Consider the following 15,934-nt stretch of genomic DNA (forward strand, 5'->3'; position numbering starts at 1 on the left):
GCCTGGAAGTGCGGGGGAGGGTGGGCTCCGGCCCCTCGCCTGGAGAGGGAGGGGCCGGATGACCGGGGGCGGCGCCTCACTTGCAGCCGAACCCGGCGGCCTTCCACGTGCTCGCGTCCACCATCCGGGTCGGGGCGAAGGCCTCAGGGGCGAAGTCCTTGCCGTTCTTCAACTTGTCGTACATCGCCTGGACGGCCAGCTTCCCGACCTCGTCGCCGGGGATGTGGAGCGCCGCCCTCATCCCGTTGTCGGCGCCCGCCTGCCACTCCTTGCAGGCCAGGTAGGCGCCGAGGCCCACACCGACGATGTCCGCCCCCTTGACGCCCGCGTTGCCCAGCCCCTTAACGCCGCCGGAGACGTTCTCGTCGTTGCAGCCCATGACGACCCAGTGCTTGATGTCCTGATGGGCCGTCACGGTCGCCTCGACCTTCGACTGGGCGCCGGCCGGGGTGTTGTCCGTACCGACCTCGATGGCCTGTACCTCGGGGGCGCCCGCCTCCTTCCACGCGGCCTTCGCGCCGTCGATGCGGTCGGTGCAGACGGTGGTGTCCTGCTTCCACGCGTAGATGATGCGGGTGTCCGCGGGAGACCAGCCCGCCTGCTTGAACTCGGCGGCGGCCCGTTTGCCCACCTCGTTGCCCATCTGGACCCCGGAGAAGCCCACCCGGGGCACCAGGTCGGCCTTGTCGCACTCCGATGGCTTGGGGCCGCTGACGCAGACCTGGTCGTCGGAGGTGAGCAGGGCGATCCCGGCCTTCTTGGCCTCCGCGACCACCTGCGGCCCGACGGCCGACTCCGGCACCACGATGATGATGCCCTTGTTCTTCTGCGCCGCCGCCGACTTGACCTCGGTGATGGTCTTGGACGCGTCATTGCCGAGATTGACGACCGTGAGCTCGATACCCAGCTCGGCGGCCTTCTTCTTGGCGCCCGCGGCCTCGGAGACGAAGTACTCCTGGTCGCCCTGCTTCTGCAGGTAGGCGATGGATATCGGGCCGTCCGCCTTGCTGTCCGCGGGCCCGGCGGAGGAGGGCTTGCCGGACGAGCATCCGCCGAGGGCGAGCACCAGCGTGAGGGTGCCGGTCAGCAGGGCGGCGGTGGGGCGGGCCCGGGTGGGGGACGGTGGCATGGACATGTGCGGGCTCCCTGTTTCGGACGGTTCAGGCGGTTCAGGCGGTTCAGGCGGTTCAGGTGGCGCGGGTGGTGCGGGCGGTGCGGGTGGTACGGACGGACGGTGCCGGAGAAGCCGGCCTTCGGCCGGTTCAGGCGCAGGTGAGCCGGGGAGCGGCCCAGTCGGCGTGGTCGTAGTCGATGCCGTTGCCGCCGTCGGTGACGACCAGCTTCAGGGTCTGGCCGCCCGTCAGATCGGCGGTGAGTTTCCTGGCCGGATCCGAAGTGGTCACCACGCCGCTGTCGGCCACCAGCGTGCTGTCCCGGTAGATCCGGAAGGCGACCGCACCGGTGTAGGCGCTCTCGTCGTCCACGCCGACGTCCACGGTCAGGCCGGTGCACCGGGCGCCGAGGTTGTAGGTCACGGTGCTGGGTGCGTGGACGCCCAGGCCCTTGGCGTAGGTGGCGCCGTTGATGGTCAGGGTCCTGCCGTCACCGGCCGGCTGCTCGCCGTTGCTCCGGTCCTTCTCCACCGGACCCCAGCCACTGCTCACACCGGTCCAGGGCAGGTCGGACAGGTGGGAGGTGCCGGCCGGCGGGAGCGGCGCGGGCCCCGGCGTGATGCGGTAGACCACCGTGGCATGCGCGGCGACCGAGGCGCTGATCGTTCCGCTGGTATTGGCCGAGACGGCCTTGGTCCACAGGTCCTTGAGGCTGTACGGGCCGCGGTTGCCGATGCCCAGCGCGTCGGTCTTCGCGGAGATCGTGGCGGTGGACCCGGTCTCGTTGGTCAGGGACACCGCCCGGTCGCCGTTCGCGAGCTCCTTCACCATGACCACGAGGCCGCCGGAGTTGGAGACCACTGCGCCCTGGCTGCCGAGTGGATCCTGGTCGAGCGCGATGACATCGGCGTTGGAGAGGATGTCGAAGGTCTCGGGGGTCGCCTTGCGCAGATCGCTGCCGATCAGCAGCGGCGCGGACATCATCGACCAGAGGCTGAAGTGGGTCCGGTACTCGGTGGCGGTCATCCCGCCGTTGCCGACTTCGAGCATGTCCGGGTCGTTCCAGTGGCCCGGGCCGGCGTACGCGGCGAGCGGCTGGTTCCGGTGCGCGATGTTGATCATTGAGGACCAGCTGTCGCTGATGTCCCCGGTGGTGCGCCACAGATGGCCGACGTCGGCAGCCCAGGTCCACGGCTGGTTCTCGCCCCATTCGCACAGCGAGAAGACGATCGGGCGGCCGGTGTTCTTCAGGGCGTCCCGCATGGCGGTGTACCGCTTCTTGGCGTCGACGCCCTGGTTGTTGCAGTTGTCGTACTTGAGGTAGTCGACGCCGAACGAGGCGAAGAGGTTGGCGTCCTGCTGCTCGTGCCCCAGTCCGCCGGGGAAGCCCGCGGTGTCGCAGGTCTTGGTGCCTGCGCTGGTGTACACCCCGAACTTCAGGCCCTTGCCGTGGATGTAGTCCGCGAGGGCCTTGATCCCGTTCGGGAAACGGACGGGGTCGGGTACGAGGTTGCCCGAGGCGTCCCGTTCGGGCAGGGCCCAGCAGTCGTCGAGGTTGACGTACTGGTACCCGGCGGCCTTCAGGCCCTTCGCGACGAACAGGTCAGCGATGCCCTTGACCATGGCCTCGTTGAACTCGGCCCGGCAGTGGGTGGAGTTCCAGTTGTTGAAGCCCATGGGCGGGGTGAGGGCCTGCCCGTCGGCCAGGGCGGCGGCCGGCGGGGCCGTGACCATCAACGCCGCACCGGCCAGCGAGGCGGCTCCCACCGCCGGTACCAGCAGCGGCAGGGAGGCGAGGGCGGTGGCCAGGCGGCGGGCGGTGGTACGTCGTAGCGAGTGCACAGACGGCTCCTGAGGGGAGGAAACATGTGCGGAAGTGAGTGCCTATGGTGGATCCGAACCCACGAAAGTGCTCAGGACCCAACGGACTTCAACGGGGCGGCCACATCACACTGCCGTTTCGTGGGCATGTCAAGAAGGCCAACAGCGTTGTTTTGGCAGGCCTTGTTCGCTTGTTGGAATCTGTTGACTTCTGATCGGCAGGTCCGGATGCTTGCCGTGACCGGGGTGCTCGTTTCCCGAAGAGAGGAACCGAAGGATGGCCGACACCGGCAGCCTGCTCGCTCACCAGCGCCGCGCTCTCATCCTGGAAGAGGTCCGCCGTCGCGGCGGTGTACGAGTGAACGAGCTGACGCGTTCCCTCAACGTCTCGGACATGACGGTCCGGCGCGATCTGGACATGCTCGCTCGCGAGGGCCTGCTGCAGAAGGTGCACGGCGGCGCCGTCCTCGCGGGTGAGCCCAGCAGCCACGAGCCGGGGTTCGAGGCCAAGTCCGTGTGGGAGACGGTGGCGAAGGACGCCATCGCCCGCGCGGCGGCCGGGCTGGTCGCCCCCGGATCGGCCATCGCGCTGTCCGCGGGCACGACAACCCACGCCCTGGCCAAGGAACTCACCGAGATCCCCGACCTCACCGTGGTCACCAACTCGATTCGCGCGGCCGAGGTCTTCGAAGCCGCACGGCTGACCGGAGGCGGCACCACTGTGGTGCTCACCGGCGGGATCCGCACCCTCTCGGACGCCCTGGTCGGCCCCATCGCCGACCAGGCAATCCGGTCGCTGCACGTAGACCTGCTCTTCCTCGGCTGCCATGGACTGGGCACCACCACCGGCCTGACCACGCCGAACCTCGCCGAGGCCGAGACGAACCGGACGTTCCTCCGCTCGGCGCGCCGCACCGTGGTCCTCGCCGACCGCACCAAATGGTCCGTGGTGGGACTGACCACCTTCGCCACCCTCGACCAGATCGACGTACTGGTCACGGACGCCCTGCCACAGGAGGAGACGGCGGCCGTCACCGAACGGGTCGGCGAAGTAGTGCTCGCCACCGGCAACGCCGGGGAGCGGCAGTGGTGAAGAAGACGTACACGACGCTGTCGGACGGCCGCGCGCTCATCTACTACGACGCCGACGGCTCTGGCGACGGCTCGGACAATGGCGGCTCCGAGGCCGACGGCTTCGAGGCCGGCGGCTTCGAGGCCGATGGCTCCGATGTCCGCGACCCGGTGCGCGACCATCCCGACCGGCGAGGGCTGCTGCCCATCACCACCCTCTCCGAACGCCGCTACGACCAGCTCCTGGACGAGTGGGTGATGGTCGCCTCCCACCGGCAGGGCCGCACCCACCTGCCGCCCGCCGACCAGTGCCCCCTCTGCCCCTCACGCCCCGGCCGGCCCAGCGAGATCCCCGCCCCCGACTACCAGGTCGCCGTCTTCGAGAACCGCTTTCCCGCCCTGTCCGGATCCGGCGCCGGAAGCTGCGAAGTGGTCTGCTTCAGCCCCGACCACGACGCCTCCTTCGCCGATCTGAGCCCGGCGCAGGTCCGCACGGTCATCGCGGCCTGGACCGACCGCACCCTTGACCTCGCCGAGGTCCCCGGCATCGAGCAGGTCTACTGTTTCGAGAACCGCGGCAGGGAGATCGGGGTGACCCTTCCGCACCCGCACGGTCAGATCTACGCCCTGCCGGTCCTCACCCCCCGCACCCGTCGCACCCTGGAGAGCGTCGCCCGCCACTGGGACGCCACCGGCCGCAACCTCTTCGACGAGGTCCGCGACACGGCCCTCGCCGACGGCCGCAGGGTGGTTCTGGCCGGCGACCACTGGAGCGCGTTCGTCCCGCACGCCGCCCGCTGGCCGTACGAGGTCCACCTCTACCCCCACAGGCGCGTTCCCGACCTGCTCGCCCTCGATGACGCCGAACGCGACGAGCTGGCCCATGTCTACCTCGACCTGCTGGGCCGTTTCGACAGGCTCTTCCCCTCGCCCGCCCCCTACATCTCGGCCTGGCACCAGGCTCCCGTGCGCACCGGCCGCGACCAGTACGCACTGCATCTCGAACTGTTCACGATTCGCCGCGCAGCCGACAAGCTCAAGTACCTTGCGGGCACCGAATCCGGAATGGGACTGTTCGTCAACGACATCACGCCCGAGCAGGCGGCCGCCCGCTTGCGGGAGGTCTGAGAGATGACGGGGAGGCGCGTGTACCCGGCAGCATCACAGGACGCGGGGGAGTCCTCCTTCGCCCGCAACTTCGGCGGGCGGGCCGAGGGGGTGTGGTCGGCCCCGGGGCGGGTGAACTTCATCGGCGAACACACCGACTACAACGGCGGGTTCGTCCTCCCGATCGCGCTTCCACACCGGATGAGGGTCCACGCGCGGCGGCGCGACGACGGCATGCTGCACATCGCGTCCACGGCCGAACCACTGCCGGAGGTCTTCGACGTGGCCAAGCTGCGGCCCGGCGTGGGGGGCGGCTGGTCCGTGTACGCCGCCGCCATGGCCTGGGCGCTGCGCGATGCCGGACACCGCGTCGGCGGGGCGGAACTGCTCCTGGACGGTGACGTCCCCGTCGGCGCCGGACTGTCCTCCTCGGCCGCCCTCGAATGCGCGGTGGGGAAGGCGCTGTGCGGACTTTACGGAGTCGCGCTGACGGCGTTCGAGACGGCCCTGCTGGCCCAGCGGGCGGAGAACCTCTTCGTCGGCGTGCCGTGCGGCGTGATGGACCAAATGGCCTCCATGTGCTGCACACCGGGCCACGCCCTCCTCCTCGACACCCGATCGCTCGCCTTCGCGCAGGTGCCGATGGATCTGGCAGGCGCGGGCCTGCGGCTCCTCGTCGTCGACACCCGCGCCAGGCACGCCCTGGCCGACGGCGAGTACGCGGCACGGCGCAGGGAGTGCGAGCTGGCCGCCGTACTGATGGGCGCGGACGCGCTGCGCGACATCGAGTCCGTGGCGCAGCTGAACGTGCTGCGCGATCCGGTGCTGCGCGCCCGGGCACGCCATGTCGTCACCGAGAACGCCCGGGTGCTGCGCACCGTGGAGCTGGTCCACGCCCACCGGCTGTGGGACACCGGCCCGCTCCTCACCGCCTCACACCTCTCGCTACGGGACGACTTCGCCGTCTCCTGCTCGGAGTTGGACCTCGCGGTGCAGGCCGCCCTGGACGCCGGCGCGCTCGGTGCGCGGATGACGGGCGGCGGATTCGGGGGCTCGGCGATCGCCCTGGTCGACGCGGATGAGGCGGAGCGGGTCTCGGCCGCGGTGCGGCGCGCGTTCGCCGAGGCGGGCCTGCGTGAGCCCCGCATCTTCGAAGCGGTCCCTTCCGCCGGGGCGGCCTGATCCGGCCGCCGGGCCCTTTTGCCGTCACATCCAAGAAATGGTCAAGGCGGACGGGGCGATTCCGGACAGCTTTGCCCGGCCGCGATCCCTTTCCGGCCGTCCCGTTCAGACGGGGACCGGCCCGGTCTGGCCCCCGCCGCCTGGGAAGGCGGGACCTCTGGCACGCCCGAGAGGGCCACGGCGTCTGAGCTCTGGCGGAATATCACCTGTCGGGTCACTGGCTGACATTCACCCCGTCGGTCCGGTTCCAGCTGACTTCGCAACCCCTCCACCAAATCCGTACGCTACGGTAACTTCGCTGTCCGTAACCAGCGAAAACCTTGTGCATTCGACGGGGCGGTTTGTGCTGCCCGCGTTACGCCCACCACGGAGAATCGAAATTGAGAACGACGAACCGATACAGCCGATTAGAGGCCCTCGGAGCCCATATACCGGCGGCCACGCTGACCACCCGGGAACTGACTGGCCGGACGGACAACCTGAGCGGCGTGGATGTCGAGAGGATCACCGGAGTCGTCGAGCGCCGGGTCTGCGATCCCGATCCCGCGGCCGGTGAGGACTCGTTCGCAATGGCCCTCTCCGCCGCCCGCGACTGCCTGGCGGCCTCCCGCTACGAGGCCGCTGACCTGGACATCGTCATCTCTGCGTCCATTACCCGCTTCAAGGACGGCGGCCGGTTCTACTTCGAGCCGTCCTTCGCCGCCTCGCTCTCCAGGGAGCTGGGCTCGCGCTCGGCCATCCACTTCGACGTCTCCAACGCCTGCGCCGGCATGCTGACCGGTGTCTACGTGCTCGACCGGATGATCCGGTCCGGCGCGGTCCGCAACGGCATGGTGGTCAGCGGCGAACAGGCGACCCGCGTCGCCGACACGGCTGCCCGCGAGCTCACCGGCTCCTACGATCCGCAGTTCGCCTCGCTCTCCGTCGGCGACTCCGCGGCCGCGGTCATTATGGACCGGTCCACGGACGAGGCCGACCGGATCCACTACATCGACCTCATGACCTGCTCGGAGTACTCGCATCTCTGCATGGGAATGCCGAGCGACCACACCCAGGGAATCGCCCTCTACACGGACAACAAGAAGATGCACAACAAGGAACGCCTCGCCCTCTGGCCCAGCTTTCACGGAGATCTGCTGGCAAAGGCCGGCCGGGATTTCGCCTCCGAGGAATTCGACTACATCATCCAGCACCAGGTCGGCACCCGTTTCATCGAGTACGTGAACCAGATGGGAGAAGCGGCGTTCGGCACGCCGATGCCGACGTCCCTCGCGGTGGTGGAGCGGTTCGGCAACACCGCCACCACCTCCCATTTCCTGACGCTGCGCGAACACCTTGCAGCGGGCACCGCCGAGCGCGGCTCCACCTTCCTCCTGGTCCCGGCCGCCTCGGGCGTGGTGACCGGGGCCCTGTCGGCGACCATCACGAACCTGGGGGTCTGAGCCATGGGCATGGTCATCACCGCCGCGGGCACCGCCACGCGTACAGCCGACGCTCGCGCCGACGCGGGCACCGCCACGCACATCGGCGCACCGTCCGCCGCAGGCACCGTGGCCGACGCGCCGGCGTCCACCGTCACCCTCGCCGGCCGGGCCGCGCGCGACTGCCTCTCCCAGGCGCAGCTGTCCCCCTCCGCCGTCGGCGTTCTCGTCAACGTGGGGGTCTACCGGGAGTCCAACACCTTCGAACCCGCCCTCGCCGCCATGGTCCAGAAGGAGGCCGGCATCAGCCTGGACTACCTGGCCGACCCCGCCGCGGCCTTCTCCTTCGACCTCATGAACGGAGCCTGTGGCGTACTGAACGCCGTCCAAGTCGGCCAGGCCCTCCTCGACACCGCCGGCACCGAACGCCTGCTGATCACCGCCGCCGACGTCCACCCGGGCGGCGACGCACGCCGCGACCCGGAGTATCCGTACGCGGACCTCGCCGGCGCCCTGCTGCTGGAGCGCAGCGCCGACCCGGACGCCGGATTCGGCCCGGTGAAGCACTACACCGGGGACGGGCCCACCGACGAGGGCTACCTCGACACCGCCCGGATGGGCAGCGACGGGCGCTCCCTGATCACCGTCCGGCGCGCCGAGGACCACGCCCGCCGGATGAGCGACCTCGCCGCCACCGCCGTCACCGACTACGCCCACGCGTACGGCATCGACCTGGAGCGCACCCTGGTGATCGGGCCGGGGGCCTCGGCCGGCGTGCTCCCGGCCGAAGCCGGGGAGCCGCACACCGCAGCCCCCGTCCTCGGCTATCTCCGCGCCATGGCGGCCGGGCGGCCCAAGGACTGCGACCAGCTGCTCTTCGTGACCGCCGGCGCCGGCCCCAGCGCGGCCTGCGCCAGCTACCGGCCCGAGGGATGGTGACGCCATGACCGCCGCCGCCACGGCACACACGTACGCCGGCACCGTGCCCGACCCCGGCACCGCCGCGGGCCTGGCCGACTGCCTGGAGCGCAATGCCCGCGCCTTCCCCCTGAAGGCCGCCGTCATCCACCCCGACGGCCACGAGCCCGACGGAAGCCCCCGCTACCGCACCCTCAGCTACGGGCAGTTGCAGGAGACGGTCGAGGAACTCGCCCACGGGCTGGCCCGGGCCGGGATCACCCGGGGTACCAGGACGGTCCTCATGGCGCCGCCCGGCCCGGAGCTCTTCGCCCTGGTCTTCGCGCTCTTCCGGACCGGCGCCGTCCCCGTCGTCGTCGACCCCGGCATGGGCCTGCGCCGGATGCTCCACTGCTACCGGGCCGTCGGCGCCGAGGCGTTCATCGGGCCCCCGCTCGCCCACCTCGTACGGATCCTGGGCCGTCGCACCTTCGCCGCCGTACGGATCCCGGTCACCCTCGGCAGCCGCCGCCTCGGGGGCGGGCACACCCTCGCCCGCCTGCGCTCTCTGCCGGGCCGGCGCACTGCCCCTCCCGCCGTGGGCGGCGACGACCTGCTGATGATCGGATTCACCACCGGAAGTACCGGCCCCGCCAAGGGAGTCGAGTACACCCACCGCATGGCGCTCTCGATCGCCCGCCAGATCGAAGCCGCTCACGGCCGCACCCGCGACGACACCTCGCTGGTCACGCTGCCCTTCTACGGCATGCTCGACCTGGTCTACGGCTCCACCGTCGTCCTCGCCCCGCTGGCACCGGCCAAGGTCGCGCAGGCCGACCCCGCGCTCCTCGTCGACGCGCTGGAACGATTCGCCGTCACCACGATGTTCGCCTCGCCCGCCCTGCTGCGAAACCTCGCGGACCACCTCACCGCCCAGCACCGCCCGTTGCCCGACCTGCGGTGCGTCGTGTCCGGCGGGGCGCCCGTACCCGACTCCGTCGTCTCCTCACTGCGCGCCGTCCTCGACGAGAAGGCGCAGGTCCATGTCACGTACGGCGCCACCGAGGTCCTGCCGATCACCTCGATCGAGTCCGCCGAGATCCTGACCGAGACCTCCGCCCTCAGCGCTCGGGGAGCGGGCACCTGCGTCGGCCGGCCCGTACCGGGAACCCGCGTGCGCATCGTCCCGGCCACCGACGGCCCGCTCGCCGCCATCGGTCCCGGACTGGCCCTGCCCATCGGTCAGGTCGGCGAGATCCTCGTCGCCGGGGAGTCCGTCAGCCGCCGCTACCACGCCGCGCCGCACTCCGACGCGCTGCACAAGGTGTACGAGGCCCAGTCCGGCGACCAGTCCGGTCACGAGCCCGGCGACCAGTCCGGCGACCAGTCCGGCCACCAGTCCGGTCACGAGCCCGGCGACGGCCCGCGCGTCTGGCACCGCACCGGAGACCTCGGCTACCTCGACGACAGCGGCCGCCTCTGGTTCTGCGGACGCGCGACCCAGCGCGTGCGCACCGCCCACCGGGACCTGCACACCGTGCGCTGCGAGGGCGTCTTCAACGCCCATCCGATGGTCCGCCGCAGCGCCCTGGTCGGCACCGGCCCGGCCGGGGCGCAGCGGCCCGTCGTCTGCGTGGAGACCGACACCCCCCTCGACGCCGCCACCTGGCAGGACCTCGCCGCCGAGCTGCGCACCCTGGCCGCCGCCCACGCCCCGACGGCCGAACTGGAGGAGTTCCTGCGCCATCCGGCGTTCCCCGTGGACATCCGGCACAACGCCAAGATCGGCCGGGAGGAGCTCGCCCGCTGGGCCGAGCGCCGCCTCGCGCCTCCCGCGCCCCTGTGGTCCCGCGCGGGTGCGCAGCGGCTGGTCCCCCTCGCCGGCTGGGCGTACCTGCTCGGCGGCGCCGTGTGGACCGCCACGGCGGGCGCACCGGATGTTCCGCTGTTGCCCCTGCTGCGCCGGCTGTGGTGGGCCGACGCGTTCCTCAGCATCGGTGTGCACGCGGCGCAGATCCCGCTCGCCCTGCCCCGCGCCCGGGCGGCCGGCCACGGCCCCGCGGCCACTGCCGCGCTCACCATGCTCTACGGCGCGACCTGGTGGCGGAACCTGTGAACGTCCTGATCACCGGCGCCACCGGGTTTCTCGGCGGCCACCTCGTCGACGCCTGCCTCCGCGAAGGCCATCAGGTCCGTGCGCTCGTACGCGCAGGCAGCGACACCGCCCGGCTGCGATCCCTGCCCGGCGTCGAGCTCGCCGTGGCCGACCTCACGGACCAAGGCGACAAAGCTCTACGAGCCGCCACCGAGGGCTGCGACACCGTGCTGCACAGCGCCGCCAGGGTGGTCGACCACGGCAGCCGTGCCCAGTTCCACCAGGCCAACGTCGCCGGCACCCAGCGGCTGCTGGCTGCGGCGCGCGCGGCGGGCACGGCCCGGTTCGTCTTCGTCTCCAGCCCCAGCGCCCTGATGCGCGTGCGCGAGGGCGACCGGCTCGGCATCGACGAGAGCACCCCGTACCCGACCCGCTGGTTCAACCTCTACTGCGAGACGAAGGCGCTCGCCGAACAGTACGTACTCGCCGCGAACACCCGCGAGTTCACCACCTGCGCGCTGCGCCCGCGCGGCATCTGGGGCCCGCGCGACCACGCCGGGTTCCTGCCGCGCATGGTCGCCGCGATGCACGCGGGGAGGTTGCCCGACCTCTCGGGCGGCAAGCGCGTCCTCGTCTCGCTGTGCCACAGCGACAACGCCGTGGACGCCTGCCTGAAGGCGGCCGCCGCCCCGGCCGAACGGGTGGGCGGCCGGGCGTACTTCATCGCGGACCGCGAGGAGACGGACCTGTGGGCCTTCCTCACCCACGTCGGCGGCCTCTTCGGCTGCGAGCCACCCGGCCCCCGCGTCCCGCTCGCGGCCGGCCGCGCGCTGGCCGGCGCGGTCGAAACCCTATGGCGGCTCCGCCCCGGCCCCACCCCGACCGGCCCGCCGCTGAGCCGCTACACGATGGCCCTCCTCACCCGCTCCACCACGTACGACACCACCGCCGCCCACCGCGACCTCGGCTACGAACCACCGCGCCGCCAGGCCGACGGTGTACGCGAACTCCGGCGCTGGGTGGAGACCATCGGCGGCATCAAAGCCTGGACCCACCCCGCCACCACCCCGCCTGCCTCAGCCGCCCCGGCCACCACGCTCGCCCCGCCTGCCTCAGCCGCCCCGGCCACCACGCTCGCCCCGCCTGCCTCAGCCGCCCCGGCCACCACGCTCGCCCCGGCCGCCACGCTCGCCCCGGCCGCCCCGGCCGCCCCGGCCACTGCGGTTGCCCCGGCCACCGCGCCGACCGCGGCTGCCCGAGCCGGCGACGTGGCCGCACCCGTCCGTACCGATCAAAGAGGCACCTCGCGATGACCCACGCCCACCCGCAGATTACCGCCGGCCGCCGGTACCGGCGAGCGGTGTCACCGACCGAGCGGCTCTACCTCGCCGCCGGCCACGCACGCGGCCACATGGCCCTGCGCATCCTCGTCGAGGGCCACGGGGTGCCCGAACCCGCCACGCTTCAGGCGGCGCTCGCGCAGGCCGCCGAGGCATGCCCCGGCTCCACGCTGGTCCGCAGGGGCGCCGTGTGGTGCGCCGAGGGACCGCCGCCGCGCGTCCGGTACGCCGATCAGGGCACCGCCGACGCGTTCGATGTCTCGCGGCCCGCCACCGCCGCGCTGCTGAACGGCCCCGCGCGCCGCGCCGATCCACCCGGCTGCGAGGTTCTGGTCGTGCGCGGCAACGGCGGGCCGGGCGACCGTGCGCGGACCACGCTGGTTTTCAGCGCCTCGCACGCCCTGATGGACGGCCACGGCGCACTCACCTGGGTACGGGAGGTCTTCCGCGCCCTTCGCGGCGAGCCCGCCCGCCCCGCTCTCGCACCGGACACCGATCACGGACTGCTGCGCCGCCTCGGCGCCACCGACCGCCGCCCCACCCTGCCACCCGACCGGCCCTCACCCCTGGGCCGCTCCGGCAACGGACCCGAGCAGACCCTTTGGTTACGCCGGACCCTGACGGGCCACCACGCGGCCCTCACCGCCCGCCTGGCCCAGGCCCTCACCGACACCGCGGGACAGCACACCCGGGTCATGGTCCCCGTAGACCTGCGCCGCCACCGTCCCGGCATCACCGCGACCGGCAACCTGACCCTGCCCCTGTTCCTGGATCTGCGCCCCGGCGACGACTGGACGGACCCGCACACCCGCCTGCTCACCGCCCTGGCCGAAGGCCGCGAACTCGCCGGAGGCTTCGAGACGGCCCTCGCCCCGCTCCCGTCGGCCGCTTCCGCCTTGCTGCTGCGTACGGCCCAGGCCGCAGCCACCCGCGCCGACCGGCACCTCGCCTCAGCCGTCGTCTCGCACCTGGGCCGCCTGCACCTCGACGACTACAGCGGAGGCGGCTTCACCGCCGCCACCGCCTACGCCCTGCCCGTCCACGCCCCGCTGGTCCCGGTCTCCCTGGTCGCCGCCGAGACGCACACCGCGACGGAGCTGACGATGGGTGTCCGAGGCGGCCCCGGTCTCGCCGACCGCGCCGCCCGCCTCCTGGACGGCGCCCTGGCCCGCCTGACGGATGCCCCGACGCGGCAGCAGCGGCCCCGCCAACGCCCCGCACGGGCGGTGGCGGGCGCCACCGTCGTGGAGCTGTTCCGGGCGCAGGCCACCCGCACACCGGACGCGGTCGCGCTCGACGGGCCCGAGGGGCCGGTCACGTATGCGGAGCTCGACCGCCGTTCCGACGCCGTCGCCCGCGAACTGCTGCGCCGGGGTACCGGCCGGGAGGACCTGGTCGGGCTGGTCGTCGACCGGTCGCCCGCCGGGGTCTGCGCCCTGTGGGGGATCCTCAAGGCGGGCGCCGCCTATGTGCCCCTCGACCCCGCCCATCCCGGCGCGCGGATCAAGGAGGTGTTACAGGAGTGCGGCGCCCGGCTCTGCCTGACGCAGCGCCACCTCGCCGACACGATCGCCGCGTCCGTGCCCTGCCCGCTGCTCGTGGCCGAGGATATCCCCGATATCTCTGATTTCCCCGATATCCCAGATATCCCAGATATCCGCGACATCCCCGATGCCCAGGCCGAGCCGCCGCTGCCCGCCCCCCGCCCGGCCGATCTGGCGTACGTCATCCACACCTCCGGCTCCACCGGCCGCCCCAAGGGCGTCCAGATCGAGCACGGCAGCCTGCTGGGCTTCGTCCGGTGGATGACCGACACCTGCCGGGTCACCGACGCGACCCGGTTCGGCTTCGCCTCCTCCTACACCTTCGACATCTCCTGCTTCCCCCTGTTCCTGCCGCTCACGGCCGGCGGTACGGTGGTCCTGGCGCCCGGCGCACCCTCCCGCGCCGCCATGCGCCGACTCGTCACGGAGCACCGCGCCGACACCCTCGCACTCACCCCCTCCCACCTGGCCCTGCTCGCCGGAGGCGGGCGGCTGCGCACCCTGCTCCTCGGCGGCGAGCCGCTGACCCCCGCCGCCGTACGCACCGCCCGCGCCGCCTTCGGCCCCGACTGCCGGATCGTCAACGGCTACGGGCCGACCGAGGCCACCGTCGCGTGCCTCGCGCACGTGGTGGATGGCACCGAGACGACCGCGACCATCCCCCTCGGCACCCCCGGCCCCGGCGCCCGGGTCGACCTGGTGGCCGAGGACGGCACCGCCCTCGGCACAGGGCAGGACGCGATCGGCCGTACCGGCGAAATCATCGTCAGCGGCCTGCAGGTGGCCCGCGGCTACCTCGGCCCGCCCGACGGCCGCCCGTCTGCGTTCACCACCGACCCCGACGGCACGCGCCGCTACCGCACGGGCGACCTCGGACGGCGACTGCCCGGCGGCGCCGTCGAGTTCGCGGGGCGCGTCGACGGCCGGCTCAAGATCGCCGGCCACCGGGTGGAGCCCGCCGAGATCATCGCCGCGCTCGAGGCCCATCCCGGTGTGAGCCGCGCCGTGGTCGCCGCCCGCAGCCGCCCGGACGCCACCACTGCGGTGCTGTGCGCCTACGTCGTACCCCGCACCGCCGTACATGCCGATGCGGACCCGGACCTTCCGTCCGCGCTCCGCGCCGAACTGAAGCGCCGCCTGCCCGCCCACCTGGTCCCGGCCCACATCACGTCCGTCGCGGCCATCCCCAGCACGGTCAGCGGCAAAGCCGATCTCGACGCGCTCCCCGACCCCTTCGACCGGGTCCGCGACACCGCGCCGCCAGCGCCCACACTCCAGGCGCGGGTCGCCCGCCACTGGTCGGCGACTCTGGGTGTGGACCCGGCGGCCCTGACGGCCGACGTGGAATTCCAGTCGCTGGGTGGAGACTCCCTGGCCCTGATCGAGATGCTCACCGCCGTCTCCTCGGACCTCCTCACCGCAGCCCAGGGCGACCACTTCATGAGCCGTCTCGAATCCCTCGTCAGGAACGTGACGCTCGACCAGGTCTGCGCCCACGTCCAGGCCGCCCGGGACGAGGTCCACGCGTGATCTTCATCGGAGACGGCTCCCTGCTGCGCCGGGCCGTGGCCCACGCCGCCGCGCAGGGCCACCCCGTGGACCTCGTCTGCTCCGACAACCCGCTGGACGCCGTGCACACCCGGCACGCCCCGCGCGTCCCACACCTCGCCACCGCCGACATCAACGCCGAGGCCGGCACCCTGGCGGCCGCCTCCACCGACGGCATCGTCTGGTCGGTCAACAACAAGCGGATCTTCCGCGCGCCCCTGCTCTCCCGGGACTTCCGGATCTACAACATCCACAACGGCCTGCTGCCCCAGCACCGCGGGCTCCCCTCCGTCGCCGTCCTGTTCGCCCTGCTGCACGACGACCCGGAGTACGGCGCCACGCTCCACGAGGTCGACGCGGGCATCGACACCGGCCGGGTGCTGGCGGAGCGGCGCTTCCAGATCGCCCCCGACGACCGCTACCACCAGGTCATGCTCCGCGGGATCCGCGCCTGCCACACCCTCTTCGAGGAACTGCTCCCAGCCATCGCGGCGGGAACACCGCTCCCCCCTGCCCCCCGGCCCGAGGGCCGGCCCGCCTACTACGGCCTGCGGGCCCTGGAGCGCCTGCCGGACCACCGAGACCACCCGTCCTACGCCCGCGCCACCGACCTGGGCCCGTTCAACACCCACGCCCCGGCCGTGGCCCAGGCCCTGGAGGCGGTACGAACTCCCGGGTAGCGCTGATCGGCCGGGGCTCGCCGGGGCTCGCCGGGGCTCGGCCGGGCCGCTCTGTGGGGTTCTGGTCATTCTGCCGCCCCGGCGGGACCCCTTCACCACCCGGCCGGGGCGGGGGA

The 15,934-nt window shown here is 72.4% G+C and carries 11 protein-coding genes; 9 read left to right on the plus strand and 2 right to left on the minus strand.

What is annotated here, in order from left to right:
- Window positions 1-76: 76 nt before the first annotated feature.
- Window positions 77-1,135, minus strand: a complete 1,059-nt coding sequence (locus J7I97_RS14795; protein WP_251058818.1) for a substrate-binding domain-containing protein — start codon at window positions 1,133-1,135, stop codon at window positions 77-79.
- A gap of 127 nt (window positions 1,136-1,262) precedes the next feature.
- Window positions 1,263-2,846, minus strand: coding sequence for an NPCBM/NEW2 domain-containing protein (locus tag J7I97_RS14800; protein ID WP_214935032.1), 1,584 nt, complete (start codon window positions 2,844-2,846; stop codon window positions 1,263-1,265).
- Between the two features lie 364 nt (window positions 2,847-3,210).
- Here J7I97_RS14800 and J7I97_RS14805 point away from each other — a divergent pair, with 364 nt between their 5' ends.
- The 9 genes from J7I97_RS14805 (at window position 3,211) to J7I97_RS14845 (ending at window position 15,818) form a co-directional block, all read left to right on the plus strand.
- Window positions 3,211-4,026, plus strand: coding sequence for a DeoR/GlpR family DNA-binding transcription regulator (locus J7I97_RS14805; protein ID WP_214934937.1), 816 nt, complete (start codon window positions 3,211-3,213; stop codon window positions 4,024-4,026).
- Window positions 4,023-5,132, plus strand: a complete 1,110-nt coding sequence (galT, locus tag J7I97_RS14810; protein ID WP_214935036.1) for a galactose-1-phosphate uridylyltransferase — start codon at window positions 4,023-4,025, stop codon at window positions 5,130-5,132. The genes J7I97_RS14805 and galT overlap by 4 nt, the downstream gene beginning before the upstream one ends.
- Window positions 5,133-5,135: 3 nt before the next feature.
- Window positions 5,136-6,293, plus strand: coding sequence for a galactokinase (galK, locus tag J7I97_RS14815; protein WP_214934940.1), 1,158 nt, complete (start codon window positions 5,136-5,138; stop codon window positions 6,291-6,293).
- A gap of 488 nt (window positions 6,294-6,781) precedes the next feature.
- The gene (locus J7I97_RS14820) at window positions 6,782-7,735 is read left to right on the plus strand and encodes a 3-oxoacyl-[acyl-carrier-protein] synthase III C-terminal domain-containing protein (protein ID WP_308365608.1); all 954 of its coding nucleotides are present in this window, start codon (window positions 6,782-6,784) and stop codon (window positions 7,733-7,735) included.
- Between the two features lie 3 nt (window positions 7,736-7,738).
- Window positions 7,739-8,653 carry a hypothetical protein gene (locus J7I97_RS14825; protein WP_214934943.1) on the plus strand — a complete coding sequence of 305 codons (915 nt, stop codon included), beginning with the start codon at window positions 7,739-7,741 and terminating at the stop codon, window positions 8,651-8,653.
- 4 nt (window positions 8,654-8,657) lie between these two features.
- Window positions 8,658-10,727, plus strand: coding sequence for a fatty acid CoA ligase family protein (locus tag J7I97_RS14830; protein WP_214934945.1), 2,070 nt, complete (start codon window positions 8,658-8,660; stop codon window positions 10,725-10,727).
- On the plus strand, window positions 10,712-12,019 hold the full coding sequence (locus J7I97_RS14835) for an NAD-dependent epimerase/dehydratase family protein (RefSeq protein ID WP_308378350.1): 1,308 nt from the start codon (window positions 10,712-10,714) through the stop codon (window positions 12,017-12,019). The genes J7I97_RS14830 and J7I97_RS14835 overlap by 16 nt, the downstream gene beginning before the upstream one ends.
- Window positions 12,016-15,120, plus strand: a complete 3,105-nt coding sequence (locus tag J7I97_RS14840; RefSeq protein ID WP_214934947.1) for a non-ribosomal peptide synthetase — start codon at window positions 12,016-12,018, stop codon at window positions 15,118-15,120. The genes J7I97_RS14835 and J7I97_RS14840 overlap by 4 nt, the downstream gene beginning before the upstream one ends.
- A complete protein-coding gene (locus tag J7I97_RS14845) occupies window positions 15,117-15,818 on the plus strand; it encodes a formyltransferase family protein (protein ID WP_214934949.1) in 702 nt (233 codons plus the stop codon). Before J7I97_RS14840 ends, J7I97_RS14845 begins: the two co-directional genes overlap by 4 nt.
- Window positions 15,819-15,934: the final 116 nt, after the last annotated feature.

This window comes from Streptomyces sp. ISL-87, from assembly GCF_018614095.1.
Classification (GTDB): domain Bacteria; phylum Actinomycetota; class Actinomycetes; order Streptomycetales; family Streptomycetaceae; genus Streptomyces.

Excerpts from the sequence above, each read along its gene's own strand:
- J7I97_RS14795 (WP_251058818.1), bottom strand. The coding sequence starts at position 1,135 with ATGTCCATGCCACCGTCCCCCACCCGGGCCCGCCCCACCGCCGCCCTG.
- J7I97_RS14800 (WP_214935032.1), bottom strand. The coding sequence starts at position 2,846 with ATGGTCACGGCCCCGCCGGCCGCCGCCCTGGCCGACGGGCAGGCCCTC.
- J7I97_RS14805 (WP_214934937.1), top strand. The coding sequence starts at position 3,211 with ATGGCCGACACCGGCAGCCTGCTCGCTCACCAGCGCCGCGCTCTCATC.
- galK (WP_214934940.1), top strand. The coding sequence starts at position 5,136 with ATGACGGGGAGGCGCGTGTACCCGGCAGCATCACAGGACGCGGGGGAG.
- J7I97_RS14825 (WP_214934943.1), top strand. The coding sequence starts at position 7,739 with ATGGGCATGGTCATCACCGCCGCGGGCACCGCCACGCGTACAGCCGAC.
- J7I97_RS14830 (WP_214934945.1), top strand. The coding sequence starts at position 8,658 with ATGACCGCCGCCGCCACGGCACACACGTACGCCGGCACCGTGCCCGAC.
- J7I97_RS14840 (WP_214934947.1), top strand. The coding sequence starts at position 12,016 with ATGACCCACGCCCACCCGCAGATTACCGCCGGCCGCCGGTACCGGCGA.